Origin of the sequence: Snodgrassella sp. (assembly GCF_024103505.1) — a bacterium.
GTDB classification, from domain to species: domain Bacteria; phylum Pseudomonadota; class Gammaproteobacteria; order Burkholderiales; family Neisseriaceae; genus Snodgrassella; species Snodgrassella communis.
The window spans coordinates 1-16054 of record NZ_JAGGIJ010000011.1 but is presented as its reverse complement, the minus strand read 5'-3'; the positions used below and the strand labels follow the sequence as shown (position 1 = coordinate 16054).

General features: G+C 38.8%; 14 protein-coding genes, 1 tRNA gene and 1 pseudogene. 9 read left to right on the top strand and 7 right to left on the bottom strand.

Translation table 11 applies throughout. The annotated features are described in order from the left end of the window. Positions 1-5 precede the first annotated feature (5 nt). From J6578_RS09570 to J6578_RS09560, 3 genes are all read left to right on the top strand, one after another. The gene (locus tag J6578_RS09570; protein WP_239428501.1) at positions 6-884 is read left to right on the top strand and encodes a lysophospholipid acyltransferase family protein; all 879 of its coding nucleotides are present in this window, start codon (positions 6-8) and stop codon (positions 882-884) included. A gap of 719 nt (positions 885-1603) precedes the next feature. Next, positions 1604-2137, top strand: coding sequence for an RNA polymerase sigma factor (locus J6578_RS09565; protein WP_287951391.1), 534 nt, complete (start codon positions 1604-1606; stop codon positions 2135-2137). A gap of 533 nt (positions 2138-2670) precedes the next feature. After that, positions 2671-3009, top strand: coding sequence for a carboxymuconolactone decarboxylase family protein (locus tag J6578_RS09560; protein ID WP_287954509.1), 339 nt, complete (start codon positions 2671-2673; stop codon positions 3007-3009). 101 nt (positions 3010-3110) lie between these two features. On the opposite strand, the gene rpsI is transcribed toward J6578_RS09560, so the two are convergent. From rpsI to dinG, 3 genes are all read right to left on the bottom strand, one after another. Continuing rightward, positions 3111-3503 (bottom strand): 30S ribosomal protein S9, encoded by a 393-nt coding sequence (rpsI, locus tag J6578_RS09555; RefSeq protein ID WP_025329932.1) that lies wholly within the window; start codon positions 3501-3503, stop codon positions 3111-3113. A 9-nt stretch (positions 3504-3512) separates the two neighbouring features. Next, positions 3513-3941 carry a 50S ribosomal protein L13 gene (gene rplM, locus J6578_RS09550; protein WP_025329931.1) on the bottom strand — a complete coding sequence of 143 codons (429 nt, stop codon included), beginning with the start codon at positions 3939-3941 and terminating at the stop codon, positions 3513-3515. Positions 3942-4085: 144 nt separating this feature from the next. Next, complete coding sequence (gene dinG / locus J6578_RS09545) at positions 4086-6218, bottom strand: ATP-dependent DNA helicase DinG (RefSeq protein ID WP_239366767.1); 2133 nt, start codon at positions 6216-6218, stop codon at positions 4086-4088. Between the two features lie 132 nt (positions 6219-6350). Here dinG and J6578_RS09540 point away from each other — a divergent pair, with 132 nt between their 5' ends. Both J6578_RS09540 and J6578_RS09535 read left to right on the top strand, forming a co-directional pair. After that, the gene (locus J6578_RS09540) at positions 6351-7184 is read left to right on the top strand and encodes a MetQ/NlpA family ABC transporter substrate-binding protein (RefSeq protein WP_239366764.1); all 834 of its coding nucleotides are present in this window, start codon (positions 6351-6353) and stop codon (positions 7182-7184) included. A gap of 421 nt (positions 7185-7605) precedes the next feature. After that, a complete protein-coding gene (locus J6578_RS09535; RefSeq protein ID WP_502958000.1) occupies positions 7606-7770 on the top strand; it encodes a transposase in 165 nt (54 codons plus the stop codon). Between the two features lie 160 nt (positions 7771-7930). Here J6578_RS09535 and J6578_RS09530 read toward each other — a convergent pair whose 3' ends face one another. Beyond that, positions 7931-9136 carry a PDDEXK-like family protein gene (locus tag J6578_RS09530; protein WP_287954506.1) on the bottom strand — a complete coding sequence of 402 codons (1206 nt, stop codon included), beginning with the start codon at positions 9134-9136 and terminating at the stop codon, positions 7931-7933. 595 nt (positions 9137-9731) lie between these two features. Here J6578_RS09530 and J6578_RS09525 point away from each other — a divergent pair. The 3 genes and pseudogenes from J6578_RS09525 (at position 9732) to J6578_RS09515 (ending at position 12083) form a co-directional block, all read left to right on the top strand. Next, positions 9732-10813: pseudogene (locus J6578_RS09525) on the top strand (IS3 family transposase). Positions 10814-11004: 191 nt separating this feature from the next. Next, positions 11005-11412: a DUF4878 domain-containing protein gene (locus J6578_RS09520; protein WP_180296221.1), complete on the top strand. Its 408-nt coding sequence runs from the start codon at positions 11005-11007 to the stop codon at positions 11410-11412. A 35-nt stretch (positions 11413-11447) separates the two neighbouring features. Then, complete coding sequence (locus tag J6578_RS09515; RefSeq protein ID WP_093091967.1) at positions 11448-12083, top strand: hypothetical protein; 636 nt, start codon at positions 11448-11450, stop codon at positions 12081-12083. Positions 12084-12810: 727 nt separating this feature from the next. Here the strand turns inward: J6578_RS09515 and J6578_RS09510 are convergent. From J6578_RS09510 to phoB, 3 genes are all read right to left on the bottom strand, one after another. Further along, positions 12811-12886, bottom strand: a tRNA-Lys gene (locus tag J6578_RS09510). Between the two features lie 13 nt (positions 12887-12899). Further along, positions 12900-14252: a phosphate regulon sensor histidine kinase PhoR gene (gene phoR / locus J6578_RS09505; protein WP_287954504.1), complete on the bottom strand. Its 1353-nt coding sequence runs from the start codon at positions 14250-14252 to the stop codon at positions 12900-12902. A 36-nt stretch (positions 14253-14288) separates the two neighbouring features. Continuing rightward, on the bottom strand, positions 14289-14984 hold the full coding sequence (gene phoB / locus J6578_RS09500) for a phosphate regulon transcriptional regulator PhoB (RefSeq protein WP_100149833.1): 696 nt from the start codon (positions 14982-14984) through the stop codon (positions 14289-14291). A 591-nt stretch (positions 14985-15575) separates the two neighbouring features. On the opposite strand from phoB, the gene J6578_RS09495 reads away from it, so the two are divergent. Continuing rightward, positions 15576-16054 (top strand): ESPR domain-containing protein (locus J6578_RS09495; RefSeq protein WP_287954502.1); only part of this gene is annotated, 479 nt, incomplete at its 3' end.

The following is a 16054-nucleotide window of genomic DNA, read 5'->3' as shown; positions in this document are numbered from 1 at the left end:
AACAGATGCAAAAGCTGGTTTATGTCGTATTTTCCTTGTTGGCACTAATCCCCTTGCCAATCTTGCAGGGCATAGGTTCAATACTGGGGCGTCTTGGCTATTACCTTGCCACCAATGAACGTAAACGCACAACTAGAAATCTCCATTTTAGCAAACTTGCCGCCAACGACCAACAAGCAGAGAAATTGATTAAATCGATTTTTGCCGAAACAGCCAAAAGCGGGCTGGAACTATCCATAGCTTGGACCCGCTCCAGCAAACATATCGTCTCCCTGTTTAAAGAAGTGCACGGCTGGGAACACATCGAAGAAGCTATCGCCCACAATCATGGCCTGCTGCTCATTACCCCGCATCTGGGCAATTACGACCTTGCCGGCCGGTACCTGAGCGAAAAACTACCCTTTCCCCTCACCGCCATGTACCGCCCACCCAAAATAAGCTGGCTCGAAAGCATAATGAATAATGGCCGCGTCCGCGATAACGGCTATACCGCACCGGCCAACATGCAGGGCGTCAAACAAATCGTACGCGCATTAAAAAACAAAGAAGCCACCATCGTTTTACCTGATCAAGTACCTGGTGAAGGCGAAGGCGTATGGGCAACTTTTTTTGGTCAACCAGCCTATACCATGACACTGGCCTCACGTCTGGCCGTCATGCCCAAAGTAACTGCCCTGTTCTTTTGCGGTGAACGACTACCCCACGGCCGCGGCTTTGCCCTGCATATTGCTCCCATGCAAGGTAATCTAACCGGCAACAAAGAACAGGATGCACAAATTATTAACAACAATATTGAACAGTGGGTCGCTCGCTTTCCCAGCCAGTATTTGTTTGGTTATAACCGGTATAAACACCGTAATACCAAACCACCAACTGCCCCATAACAATTGCAGTACATACCTACAATCAATCATCACAAACAGACTGATCACTATTGCATAGACAAATTACAGAAAACCATCCTGATAAAACAACTATTTAAATATAAATATATTATTTGCAGAAACTGTCTAATAACATCATAATAATTATTGATAGACACATAAATACACTTATACATTATCAATGAACATAAATTCCATTTTATCATCATAGATTACTCAATATAACTTTTACACCCAAGCAGCCATATAGAATAACTTATTCTATATCAAATATTTAAACAGAAATATTCGTTTCTACCACCTAATCTCCAAAATCTAATAAATACTTTAATAACCAGCACAATCTCATTTCTTAAAAATATCAATCACTGCAAAGCAAAGCTTTTCGATCATAAATTTATTATTAATTAACATAAAAATAAATCTATTTCTTCAAATAAAAATGTATGACGAAATTGGACAGGCTTGCTGCATATAGAATACAAAACAGACAGACCAGTGCATCATCATTAGCGAATAGCAACGCACTTATATCACAAAGCAGTTAAATTAATATCAAAATGCCTATATCTTTTAAAATAAAATTTTTTGAATCCTTTTACGCATTTCTATCCTCTATAAATATAGAGTTGGTGAAAAACATAATTTAAACCTTTTCCCGACTTCACTACTTGTTCCCAAATATAGCAAAACCCAAAGATAGCGACAGACAAATTGCCATGAAACAGAATTCAGAAAAATTAATTCTAGCCGCCTGTTCCGGTAATAAACAGGCTTTAGAACAACTATTAATTGTATCCCAAAAAGATATCAGAAGATTTGCCAGAAAAACCTGTACCACATCTGAAGACATAGAAGATGTGGTACAGATAGCACTTTGGCAAATTCACAGAAAGATTGGCACATTAAAAACAATAAAAGCTTATACCAGTTGGCTCTTCCGAATTATAGAAAGAGAATGTTATCGGTTATTTAGGTCCCGACTATCAAAAAATACCGAAACAGAATCTAATTTGGAAAACATAACAACACATGATTCCGATTTAAATCTGCGCATTGATTTAATCAATGCAATTATGACCCTACCACCGATTTATCGCCAAATATTAATTATACGAGATATTGAAGAATATACCGCACCCGAAGCCGCCAAAAAATTAGGTATAACTATTGAAGCTGTAAAAAGTAGACTGCACCGGGCTAGGACAATGATAAAAGAAAAACTGACTTCACAAATCTTTTTGGATAAATAGAAGACAAAAAAGAACAATTTTATCTGTTTTCACAACCCTATCAGTTTAAGCTTTAATTCAATACATGCTCCCTAAGCATAGTCACGCTGGTTTAAGTTTATTTTTCCAGTTTTCACTCTTTTAACTTAAAAAGGGACGTGATGTTTAGAAATAGTTCCATATTAACACATTTACTCCGTAGATATACTGGATTTAGTTTTCTCTCTTTAACAATATATCTTTTTATTCAAGGCACTGGGTGGAGCATTATATTAGGACTTACATTAGCCATTTCAGGATTTATTGCATTAAAAGCCTGCCCTGCCTGTTGGCTAATCAGGTTCATAACAACAATAACCAATCCAAGTAAAACATGTATTCCATATTCAAAAAAAGATGAATCACGTTCAGCACACCTAAAGTAAAAATAGTACGACATGTTAAATTTATTTAATTGAATAGATACATCTATTTGAATTTATTGTATTTATTTTATTATTGGCGAACTAATCCACTTACTAATTATAAATTATTTAACCTTAAGGAAAATTTAAATGAGTAATTATCAATCTCCAGATGATATCAAATATGTAGCTTCCTTATTGAATCTTGCACCGCAAGAAGCACGGGCTTTTATAGAATTCGATCACCAGACAGTCAAGCGTGAAGATGGCCTTATTCCCATCAAAACCAGAGAATTTATTGCATTAGCCGTCGCCCTGACTACACAATGTGCTTACTGTATTGATATTCATACTAAAGGCGCTATGCGCGCAGGAGCAAGTAAACAAGAATTAGCTGAACTTATTTCTGTTGCTGCATCTGTCAGAGCAGGAGCAACAATGGGGCACGGGCTACTGGCTTTACGCTTATTAGATGAATTAAAATTTTAAATTATTAATAATTCGTTTCCGTTAACTAAATACAAAACAAAAAGAGCCATAAAGGCTCTTTTTGTTGAATTCGTAAACTGCTTGAAATATAACAATACAGATTAACGTTTAGAGAACTGTTTAGCACGGCGTGCTTTACGCAGACCGAATTTCTTACGTTCAACTTCACGTGCATCACGAGTTACCAGACCAGCAGCAGACAGAGTTGGCTTCAGAGCTGCATCGTAGTCAATCAACGCACGGGTAATACCGTGACGAATCGCACCAGACTGGCCAGTTTCACCACCACCTACTACATTAACTTTAATATCAAAAGCTTCCAGATTTTCGGTCAGTACCAATGGCTGACGTACAATCATACGGCCGGTTTCGCGACCAAAGAATTCATCCAGCGGACGACCATTTACAATAATCTGACCGCTACCCTTTTGCAGGAAAACACGAGCCACTGAACTTTTGCGGCGACCCGTGCCGTAGTAATATTTACCGTTCATCGCGTGTCCTTAGATATCCAAAACTTTAGGTTGTTGAGCTGCATGACCATGTTCTGCAGTAGCATATACTTTCAGTTTTTTAATCATAGCATAGCCCAGCGGGCCTTTAGGTAACATACCTTTAACCGCTTTTTCCAGCGCACGACCAGGAAATTGGTTTTGCATTTCAGCAAAAGTACGCTCGTAGATACCACCAGGGAAGCCTGAGTGGCGGTAGTATTTTTTATCAGTCTGTTTCTGACCAGTCACACGCAATTTGTCAGCATTGATCACAATAATGTAATCACCGGTATCAACATGCGGCGTGTATTCTGGCTTATGTTTGCCACGCAGACGGCGAGCGATTTCAGCAGCCAAACGACCCAGAACTTTGTCTTGAGCGTCAACCACATACCAATCACGCTTCACCTCATGCGGCTTAGCTGAAAAGGTTTTCATAGAAGCTAATCCAGATATATATACGAAAGCTTCTAATATTAAAGATTAATCAAGTGATTGTCAATTACTATACTGGGTTTATATGACAAACTCCCTGTATTCACAGAGATTGGCAGACCATACTTTTCACCCCTAATATCATGCCTAACCGATGCGTTTAAAAGGTGGCAAACATGCCAGTAACTGCTTACCATAACGCGCAGTCAGAATACGGTTATCCAGAATAGTTACCCGTCCGTAATCCGACTCAGTACGAATCAGCCGCCCAACAGCCTGTATCAGCTTAATACTGGCTTCTGGCACAGTAATTTCCATAAAAGGATTACCACCGCGCGCTTCTATCCACTGATTACGGGTTTTCTCAATCGGATTATCCGGCATAGCAAAGGGCAGCTTGGCAATAATAACCTGTACACACATTTCACCGGGTAAATCCAACCCTTCAGCAAAACTATCCAGTCCAAAAATAATACTGGGCTTACCAGCAGCTATAGCTTCCTGATGGCGCTGCAATAACACCTGCTTAGGTATTTCTCCTTGTACCAACAACAGCGGCAAATGACTGTCTGGTAACTTCAGCGCCACCTCCTGCATCTGCCGGCGAGAAGAAAATAACACCAGCGTACCAATGGCTTCATTTTCATTGATCAGCCTCGGCAGCCATTTAACAATTTCACTAGTATGCGCAGCAGCATCTTTCGGGCTGGCTGCCAGTGCCGGTATATACAGCTCACCCTGCTCAGCAAAATGAAACGGACTATCCAGTGCCAGCATAGCCGTATCCGGCAGCCAGTTCAGCCCTGTTTGCTTTAACAGCAAATCAAATGTCCCCAGCGAGCGTAACGTTGCCGAAGTAAGCAAGGCACCGGCTGCGCGTCGCCACAAGCCACTGGCCAACTTACTGGCACTAGTAATTGGCGAAGCATTAAAACTGTAATCCACCTTATCTTTAAAAGTCCGCGTAATCCATTTAGCCAGTGGAGCTTCACCTTCAACATTTTCAGTAGAAATTAAATCCCATACATCCACAACCTGTTCTACCCGTGCCAGCAACATCCCCAGATCACCACATAACCGATCGAGCAGACTACTGTCCTGATTTTTATCACGTCGTGCGGCCGCTAGCGCCTCATTCATACTATTAATATGCTTGAGCAGCATACGCGCTGCCATAGCTGTATTATTTACCAGTATACCTAAACTTGAAGGAATAACACCATCCGGCCACAACCAACTACTTTCCTCAATACCCTCCTGCGTAGCCAGATTGGGTTCATCAGCCAGATGAAACAGCCACTCCTGCATACTTTCCTGCAAGCCAGATGCAGCCTCAGTAGCCAGCACAGCCAGCTCACTCTTATCCAGCACACCAGCCACCTTATCAACAACATTACCAATCCGGTCTAAAAACCATAAGGCCTGATTCAGACTGTGTTCAGCAGCAAATTGTTGCAAGGCCTTATGTGATAAATGATGAGCCTCATCAATACAATAAAAGCTGTTGGCCGGTGATGGCAGAATCACACCCCCGCCCATACCAATATCAGCCAGCAGCAAATCATGATTGGCCACCACCACATTCACCGTTTCCAGGGTTTCCCTTGCCAGAAAAAACGGACATTCCGGCCGATTAGGGCAGCCAGCTTTCAGACAGCCATGACGGTCATTGGTTACCCTTTGCCACAAGCCTTCATCAATCTGTTCCGGCCAAGTGTCACGATCACCATTAAAAGTACGCGCAGCAAACTGGTCTGCCATATCTCGCAATACAGCTAATTCTTCAGCTCTCGGTTTCTTGTCCCAGAACACCTGCTGTGGTTCAAACCCCTGCAAACTATCCTGCGCGTTTAATTGGGTTAATTGATACAGTTTATATGGACACAAATAGCGACCGCGCCCTTTTGCCAGCGCAAAGCTCAGACTCAGCCCACTGTGCCTCACAACAAACGGCAAATCCCGTCCCACCAGCTGCTCCTGTAAGGCCACCGTGGCACTGCTAACTACCAGAATTTTGCCACGAGTCTGCGCCATAATTCCACCGGCCAGCAAATACGCCAGACTTTTCCCAACACCCGTTGGGCCTTCTACTATAACAATAGATTCACCATTGCGCTCCGGCGCATCCTCACCAGCCTGCTGTTGCTGAGTGCGCGAAAATGCATTGGCAATGGCTGCAATCATTTCCCGCTGAGCCTGACGCGGTCGGAAATGAGGCAGACTTTTAGCGATATTCTGATAATGGTCGCGTATAGCGTTCTTTTCTAAATCAGTGAGCATAACTATTCAAACAGAGGACAAATGGCATAAATGCTTATTCTATTTAGTAGTAAAGTTATTTAAAATCAGTATATTTATAAACTAATTCTAATTATATACTGAAATTCCATATCAAATTTCAGTAGGTACATTATGAACAAAATTATCTATCTTGTATTATCCTGTTTAGTAGCAACAGGCTTGATTGCCTGCTCCAAAACCCAGCATGACACCACAGCAACTGATCCAGCCACAAAAAAAGAACTGATTTTTGGTGCTTCTGCCATGCCCTATAGCACCGTCTTTGAACAAGGTATCAAACCCATTCTCGAAAAACAGGGTTATACAATCAAAACCCTGAATTTTTCCACGCTGGAAGTGAATAATCAATCAGTTAATAATGGTCAGGTTGATTTTAACCTCGATCAACACACCGCCTACCTTAACGTCTTTAACCATGAAAAAGGCACACACCTGTATCCGTTAGTACATATCCCAACCGTTCCAGCCGCCATCTATTCAGACAAACATACCTCTATTCAGCAGGCTCCCAATGGTGCCAGCATACTGATTCCCAGCGACCCAGCTAATACCTCCCGTGCACTGCGCATCCTCACCGACAACCACCTAATTCAACTAAAACCTAATACCAACCCGATACTCGCTACCACCAGAGATATAGCCAGCAATCCCAAACAACTGAAAATCAGAGAAATTGATTCAGTAATGATACCGCGCACACTGAACGAAGTAGATTTCGGATTTGCCTCTGGCGGCATTGCCTATCAGTCGAAACTGGATCCCCAAAAAGCTGTACTACGCGAAAAAGTAGTGCCCGAAATGGAAATGGTGGTTACCATCAATGAAAAAAACAAAGACACACAATGGGCAAAAGACCTGAAAGCAGCCTATCAATCGCCAGAATTCAAACAATTTATGCAGAAATACAATCAAAACAAAATGTGGGTAATGCCACAGGGAGAATAAAGTACTTCAACCTCCAATTACCCCGAAAACTGTCGGCAATATTATCCTGTATTACCGACAGTTTACATATCAGCAAAAGCCCAAAGGCCACATTTACCATCCGCCATCAAACAATATAAACTTATTACCACATACAACATCACCAGACAAACCGTCTCCAAAACAAAATATAGTTAATAAAAATAACAATATCAAACACATTTAATAATTACAAAATTACACAACTAATTTGAATAAGCATAACTCTCTACAAATCAAACTTGTTTTTTAAAAACTACCACGTCTATAACTTATCTTAAAATAGTACAACATAAAAAGCATAAAAATAGAAATTTTTCTTCATTGACTAATAGAGGATTTAAATATGAAAAAAATGACTGAGCATCAGATCGTAGCTATTTTAAAATAAGCTGAAGCCGGTATTCCTGTCAAAGAACTTTGCCGTAAAGATGGTATGGGGAATTCAACTTTCTATAAATGGCGTGATAAATATGGTGGTATGGAAACGCGCAAGCTTAAGCAGATGTTTGCCGAGCTCAGTTTAAAATCTCAGCTTCAGGAGGAAATCATAAAGCTGGGATTGTAAGCTTAGCTAACATCTGCATAAAAATATAGTCATTGCCAATAATAGTATCAGTAAGTACGTAATAGAAACCTTTAATATAAAGATTTCTATTGCGGTATGAATGTTGATTTAAATTAAATAACAATACGTATTAATCATACTATTATGCATGTTAATTGCCTCAACGCTCTTTAAGTAATGCTCGCAATGTTTGTTTTTCATACACTTGACGAATTATTTCAATGACCGACTTAGTAAAAGTACTCTCCTGAGGATGGAAAAAACTTATCCATGTTTCGTCTTCTATGAATTTTGGCATGGCATTTTTTTCCGGCGAATCCCAAGCAGGCCACCACAATTCATTTGATTGGGGTGATGAAAGGATACCTTCCATTTGCTCTGCAATATGTTTGTATAGTTTTTTGTTAGGCTGAACAGTAGCATCTTTTCGACGAATCCCATAAATTATATCTCTTTGCATTGTACCTTGAGATTCCCAACGCAAAACAAAATAATCGTTTGGATCAAACTTTATTTGAAAACCTGCATAACGTTTTTCAATTTCAGTATCTCCTTCAATTTTGATACCTACCATACCTAAATTGGCTGTTTGGTCTCGTAAGTTTTTAATAAATTTATCAAATAATTCCTTTTTTACTACTTCAATATTATTTGCAATAAGAAGTGCTGAATTAAGGTTGTTAGAATTTGAAAGAATCATTTTAACTAACTCATCTTGTTGTTTCATATTTATTTCTCCATTTATATTTTCTTGAATATATTGAATTAAATCCTCAACAAGTAATTTTACTTTAGGTGCTTGAACATATAAAGCACAATCAATTAACCAATTGCGTAATTCATAAAAAGTGATGTGTAATACATTATCGCGAATAGACTCATCGGTATCTTCAGCCAAAGTATATTCGTTAATCTCTCTATTACATAAATAGATCAATAGCCAATTTTTATCATTTTTTGCTTCTTCATGTAGCCACGTGCCATAATCTTTTAATTGATCTTTTTGATCACATGCCCATGGTTTATTTTCAATTGCAATATAATTTTTATGATCTGTGAGGAGAATATCAATCCGCTGTCCTGTAGGAATTTTATATTCAGTAACAACCTGATATTTTGACTCAAGCTGTATGTTTTTTTGTGAAGAAAATAACTCATAAAACTTGTTAATAAATAAGTCTTGTTGACCATGTGTTTCATTTTTATCCAATAAAAATGCTAAGCAATTGGATAATGCCATTTCATTGATACAAAATAGATTCAATAAACGAAAAGCAGGCGCAAGTTGGCGATCAAATAATGCATTAGCCTTTTTATAACTTTCACGCCACAACGTAACATCATCTAATAATTTTTGAATGCTCAATGCTATCTCCTTTTTGATTTTTTGGTTCATAAATGCAAATATTTGTTAATATATATGGTTTATTGCCGCAATTCAAAGAATGTAATGACCTGATTTCATATTGATTTATCTAGTGATATTATATATTACTACTCTCGAACACAAGCAAAAAACAATCTTAATAATTTCAGGCTCAATTATCTTTTCTATTTCTGTCACAATCAAAAATTGCCAACACTTAAAAAACCAACCTCTCTTAGCATCTAAAAAATTTTAATAATATTGTTAACTCCGCCTATTGATATAAAATAACATATTATTACCACCTATTAAAATTATACTTTTATTTAAAAAGGATAATTCCCGAATTTCTAATTAAAACACATGTAACACATAGTTTAAATATCAACTTTGATTCTTTTCATTTAATGCAAAAATCCGGAAATTTGAGTCTATAAATAATCTTGTATAAGTATCACATACCTGACCTAAACAGACACGCCACCCAAAGTAAAAGCTCCGAACCATAATCGTCCGGAGCTATTGTATCTATCCTCTAAAATAGTACAGCATTGAAGTAGAAAATTCTCTTTATTAACCCACAGAGGATTTAAATATGAAAAAGATGACTGAACATCAGATCGTAGCTATTTTAAAAGAAGCTGAAGCCGGTATTCCTGTCAAAGAACTTTGCCGTAAATATGGCATCGGCAATTCGACTTTCTATAAATGGCGGGAAAAATACGGTGGTATGGAAACCTCCGATATCAAACGTTTAAAGGAGCTGGAGGCTGAAAACCGCAAGCTTAAGCAGATGTTTGCTGAGCTCAGTTTAAAATCTCAGCTTCAGGAGGAAATCATAAAAAAGCTATAGTGCCTACCAAGGCACGTAAAGCATGGGCTTTGGAGTTACAAGAAAATCATTTTGTTACTATTGCTATGAGCTGCGCTATTGTTGGCTTAAGCCGCTGTGCTTACTATTATCAGCCCAAGTTACCGGATGATTCAGTGATTAGGTCGGTACTCAGTGCGATCACCGATAAGCATTTACGCTGGGGCTTTCCCAAGTGTTTTAATCGCATCAGAAAGCTCGGCTATAAATGGAATCATAAACGTGTGTATCGGGTGTATTGTGAATTGAAGCTTAATCTCAGGGTAAAGCGTAAACAGCGTATTCCACCACGAAGCCCGGAAAGGCTATCAGTACCCAATAAACAAGGTGAATGCGGGTCAATGGATTTTATGAGTGACGGCAGTCGCAATCAACGACGCTTTAGAACTTTCAATGTGATAGATGACTTTAATCGTGAGGCGCTAGGCATTGATATTGCGGTCAGTTTACCAGCTGGCAGGATTACCCGTTATCTGGATAAACTGGCCGAATATCATGGTTATCCACTAAAAATACGAGTAGACAATGGACCAGAATTTACCGAAAACACCTTTACTAACTGGGCAAAATCACATGGTATAACTATAGATTACATCAACCCCGGCAGCCCATATCAAAATGGCTTTATTGAACGATTTAATCGCACCTATCACACAGAGGGACTGGATTGATATCTATTTAATAATCTGGAACAGGCAAGGAAGATAACCGAAGAATGGCTAACCATTTATAATACCGAAAGACCTCATGAAGCACTAAATAATATAACGCCAATTGAGTATAAAACACCAAAACAAGTAGCATGATTTTCTACATCAGTTTTGTACTAAATTTGGGATATTTACAAAAGCAAAATATATATAAGCTATATATGGAAGACGGTATCAGACCATACATAGCATTATCCATTATGCACTGCTTTATATTGATAAATTATCAATATAAAGTTAACATTATCCTAGATTATCATTTATTAACATACATAGGTATTCATAGTATGAAAAAAATATTTAGTTTACTGACAGGCTTATGCATTTTACTGGCTCTTGCTGCTTGCGGTGGTGCGTCTACACCGGAAGCAGCCGCCAAAAAATATACTGAAGCGGTATATGCTGGCGACAGTGAAACAGCTATTTCTATGATTTATCTTAGTGAGCAAGATAAGAAAAAAGCTGGATTGCCGGAGATGCTATCCGGTAAAATTAAAGCTGAAATTGCTCATAGAAAAGAATTTGCCGTTAAAAATGGCGGTATAAAAGAAATATCTGTAGGAGAACCAAAATACGATAATGATAAGAAATTTGCGAATGTTCCGGTAACGGTCACTTTCAAAAAGTCAGAAAAGCCCAAAGAAGAACATATACGATTAATTAAAACAGATGATGGCTGGAAACTGAAAATTTAAATAATGAACACCTGCGTAAGCAGGTTTTTTAATATATGCGTAAACATCATAGATACTTTATTTACTCTTTACTGATTATTCTCATTCTGGTGGGCGGTACTGTTACATTTTTTTATGAACGGCATCAATCTTCTCAATATAGAAAGCTTCAGAATCTGCCCACACTGAAGATTGGTGATTGGGTGGTACGATTGGGTACTGTCAATGACAGTCGTTGGATCAGTTACTTGGGTAAAAGCGAGTATTCACATATAGGAATGATTGTCCAATTACACCCTAAAATTTTGGTTGTACATGCGACAACAGATGATGGCGAATCTGCCTCAAATCAGGTCATTGTTTCCGAACTGGAATATTTTTTGAGTCCAAAATTGGCACAGAAAGGTGCTATAATTCGACCTATGTTCCTGAATCAGCAAGAAAAGCATAAGATTGCTGCTTTTATTCTAAATCAGCGTGGAAGACCTTTTATTTTAAGTAGTAAAGATGAACCGCATCTGTATTGCACAACATTATTATCAGATTCAATTGCTCAATTTCATCCATCATTTAAACCTAAATGGAACTATATATCCGCACCGTTTTTTAAAGGTGAATATCTGTTTCCTCAAGCTTTCGTAGACTATCCAGATATAAAAGTGATTTATCAGGTTGATAATTTAATTATGTAGCTTGAGAAAAATGTTAGAATTCTACTGGTTCAATATAACAATATGTGCTTAGCTGAATTACTTTTATTTTTAGAATTATATATATTTAGTTGCTTTGATAATAAAAATTACTGCACTGAAAATGTCCGAATATCCATATCTTTATCTGGTTGAAAAAACAATTGCCGAAATTGGCGGCCAAGTGGGGCTATATTATTTTAAAATGTAGTACTATCTCGATTTGTGTTCTGTGAGCAGATAAATAGCTGAATTGATCACTATTTATCTGTAATTCAGACAACCAAAAGAAGCTGGCATTCAATATCAGCCAAAAGATGACATAGCGCCTCATCACTCCAATTACAAGCGGTAAGAGTAAAGATTTTATGCAGTAAAACGGCATCTATCAATATCAATAGTTTTATGACGAAAGTATTAAATTAGCATTAGAAAATGTTTATATAATAGATAGTATCAATTCTTCATAAAACTATTTATTTTTATAATAGCCTTACGGCTAGGCAGAATTCGGATTGTTGTATCAACATGCCCGAAAATAGTATAGTCACACCATCAGTACTGTGTATTAGATTTATGTGATGTACACAATGTAGATTGCCAACATTATGACGGATAATTGTCACAATTTAGGCACATTATATAAATCTGAGGAAGAAACGATAACAGCAGATATAATGCGTAAAATGCTGAAAGATATAAAAGATATAAAAGAAAGGTAAAAGACTGATGGTGGGTCGTGAGCGATTCGAACGCTCGACCAACGGATTAAAAGTCCGCTGCTCTACCGACTGAGCTAACGACCCGAGAGCGCGCATTTTAGACAAGAGTACTGTAGCTGTCAAGCCCCTTAGCGCTTTTCATCTGTGGCAATATGGCGCTGAAGGTACTGCCACTGCCAACGACACTTTCAATTTGTAATTTACCGTTATGTTCAGCCAGTGCATGTTTGACAATCGCCAGACCAAGTCCAGTACCACCGCTCTGGCGTGAACGACCGGAATCCACTCGATAGAAACGCTCTGTCAGATGCGGTATATGTTCTGCCGCAATACCCGCTCCAGTATCACTAACCTGAAAAATTGCCCGCCAAAAATCATACTGATCCTGTTCACTCCTTAAGCGGACGGCAATAGTTCCCTGTGGTGGCGTGTAACGTACAGCATTAAACAACAGATTACTGAAAGCATTATACAAATCCTGCTGAATACCATTAACCCAGATATCTGTAGCCAGTTCACAGACAAAGGTATGTTTATCTGCTGACAAGATTCTGGCTTCATGCACCACCTGTTCTGCCAGAGCAGTGAGATTTACCGGTTGTTTGCGCATGGAAATATCAGTCTGGCTTTCCAAGCGGGATAAAGTCAGCAGATCGGCTAGCAGATTGCGCATGCGTGCGCCTTCTTTACTCATCAGGGCGATAAATGACTGGCGCTGCTCCTGTGGCAGTTCTGGCATATCAGTCAATGTTTCCAGAAAACCATTGATGACCGTCAGAGGTGTCCTCAGCTCATGTGAAACATTGGCCACAAAGGCTGTACGAGTGGCATTTAATTGTTCAGCAGCAGTAATATCTTGAGTAATAATCAGTGTTGCCTGCTCGTCAAATGGTGTACGTATAATATTTAATATTCGGGGTAATCCGCTATCACTATTATCAAGAGTAAGCTTCATATCCACAGATGCCGGTGTCTGTTTATTCAAAAACTGTTTGAAATCGGTACTTCCCATCAGTTCAGCCAGTATGCCATTAATGTCACGTTCTGCATTCAGATTTAAATGTATAGCAGCGACATGATTCAGCCACTGGATACGACCATCCAATCCCAGAATCAGCACACCTTCCGGTATAGTTTCGGCAATGCGGTTAAAACGCAGTAAGGCTACGCCTAGTTTCTGTTTACGCTTTTTGCGACTTTTAGCCTGTAACATCAGCGTATTGAAAATATTGTTCCAGATACCAATGCCATGAGGCACATTGCGCAGCTTTGGCCGTTCCAGCCAGCGTACCAGTTTGATTAAATGATACCAATAACCTATCAGCCATAAAAAAGACAGGCAACACAGTCCTAACAGCATTAATTGCACGCCGCCAATCAGCAATGACAGCAAAGCGACCACTATCAGAGTAGATAGTATTAAATACAAATGACGGCGTAGTTCAGCCATAAGGATGCATATTCCAACCCGATGTAAATCCGGTAATTATTCCTGATTACAGGCAAAACGATAACCACTACCACGCACTGTTTGGATCAGGTAATCATAACCAACAGTTTCTAGCCCGCGTCTTAAGCGACGAATATGAACATCTACCGTTCGTTCCTCAATAAACACATGATCACCCCACACTAGATCCAGAAGCTGGCGACGGGTGTATATCCTATCAGGATGAGTCATAAAAAAATGTAATAATTTAAATTCGCTTGGTCCCAGAGCAATGATTTGCCCGTTTACTTGCACCCGCTGCTGTTGCGGGTTCAGTTCCAGATCATGAACATGCAATGGTGTGCTGGTTTTTTGCGGAGCGCGCCGGCGCAGGAGCGCGTTAATACGTGCAACCAACTCGCGCGGAGAAAAAGGTTTGGTTATATAGTCATCTGCCCCCAGATTCAGCCCCTGTTCTTTATCTGTTTCTTCACCCCGTGCGGTTAGCAGAATAATCGGTAAATCACGAGTCCTGTCTGTATCTCGCAAGTACTTTATAAATTGTAAACCAGAAATTCCTGGCAACATCCAGTCTAACAAAATTACATCCGGTAACTGCGACTGCAATAGCGGCAATGCCTTTTCTACACTGGATATACTTTGCACTGTAAAACCGGCTTGCTCTAAAGTAAATTGAATCAGAGTGGAAATTGCATCCTCATCTTCCACCACCAATATATTGACCATCGTCATAATCATTACCCTAAACCAGTTCAGCAACTGTCACAGATTAATATAAAGGTTTAAAGGAGTAAAACAAATCATCCATATATTAGCGAAATCATAATCATAAGATGTAATCCAAATGACTCGCAGTACTTTCGTTCACATTAGTCTGATTATGTTATAAATTGCCTTTGCTTACTTTTTTAGCATAAAGAAATTAAGCCTGCATACATTAATATATAACCAATTAAAATTATGCCTAAACACCGAGATAATTAACCTAATTTGTATCATAAATACAACCCTGATTAGTGCATTTATTTGACTTGCATCATATAAAAATCAATTCAAATAAAAATTTGAGCACAAAATTTTGTTTTCCCAAACAAATAACTCAAAACTGCACAATAAATAAAATTTAACCACTTACTCAACCAATTGTTTTATTACAAAAAAAGAAAATTACAAAATATTCTAACTTTATACATGAATTTATTAATGATAATACAGTAAATTGACAAATCTATATACAAATATATAGTATGTTAAATTAATTTTATTAATTTAAAATTAATTAACAATCCTACTTAAATTTTATCCATTACTAAAGACGCCCTTATGAACAAAATATATAAGCTCATTTGGAATAGAAAAGAACAGGCTTATACCGTCACATCAGAACTAGTACGAAAACGAGGTAAAGTTACTGGGACAAAATTGGCGGTGGCAATCAGTGCAGCCATGTTAACGTCCAATATGGCATATGCTGAATGTTCGTCGTGTATTGAGTCATCTGCAACATTTGAAAGCCAAATCATACCTGCTGCCATGATTACTCTTGCGGATGCTGGTGATGACATCATAACAGAAAAACCTAACGATGTTACTGCACCTGAAAACCCAGATAATTTGAATCCTAGTAAGCCAAGTGACGGCGAACAACCGGGCGAACAGCCAGGTGAACAGCCAGGTGAACAGCCAGGTGAACAGCCAGGTGAACAACCAGGTGAACAGCCAGGTGAACAACCAGGTGAGCAGCCAGGTGAGCAGCCAGAACAACCTGAGCAGCCAGAACAACCTGAGCAGCCAGAACAACC

Excerpts from the sequence above, each read along its gene's own strand:
- J6578_RS09570 (WP_239428501.1), top strand. The coding sequence starts at position 6 with ATGCAAAAGCTGGTTTATGTCGTATTTTCCTTGTTGGCACTAATCCCC.
- J6578_RS09565 (WP_287951391.1), top strand. The coding sequence starts at position 1,604 with ATGAAACAGAATTCAGAAAAATTAATTCTAGCCGCCTGTTCCGGTAAT.
- J6578_RS09560 (WP_287954509.1), top strand. The coding sequence starts at position 2,671 with ATGAGTAATTATCAATCTCCAGATGATATCAAATATGTAGCTTCCTTA.
- rpsI (WP_025329932.1), bottom strand. The coding sequence starts at position 3,503 with ATGAACGGTAAATATTACTACGGCACGGGTCGCCGCAAAAGTTCAGTG.
- rplM (WP_025329931.1), bottom strand. The coding sequence starts at position 3,941 with ATGAAAACCTTTTCAGCTAAGCCGCATGAGGTGAAGCGTGATTGGTAT.
- dinG (WP_239366767.1), bottom strand. The coding sequence starts at position 6,218 with ATGCTCACTGATTTAGAAAAGAACGCTATACGCGACCATTATCAGAAT.
- J6578_RS09540 (WP_239366764.1), top strand. The coding sequence starts at position 6,351 with ATGAACAAAATTATCTATCTTGTATTATCCTGTTTAGTAGCAACAGGC.
- J6578_RS09520 (WP_180296221.1), top strand. The coding sequence starts at position 11,005 with ATGAAAAAAATATTTAGTTTACTGACAGGCTTATGCATTTTACTGGCT.
- J6578_RS09515 (WP_093091967.1), top strand. The coding sequence starts at position 11,448 with ATGCGTAAACATCATAGATACTTTATTTACTCTTTACTGATTATTCTC.
- phoR (WP_287954504.1), bottom strand. The coding sequence starts at position 14,252 with ATGGCTGAACTACGCCGTCATTTGTATTTAATACTATCTACTCTGATA.
- phoB (WP_100149833.1), bottom strand. The coding sequence starts at position 14,984 with ATGACGATGGTCAATATATTGGTGGTGGAAGATGAGGATGCAATTTCC.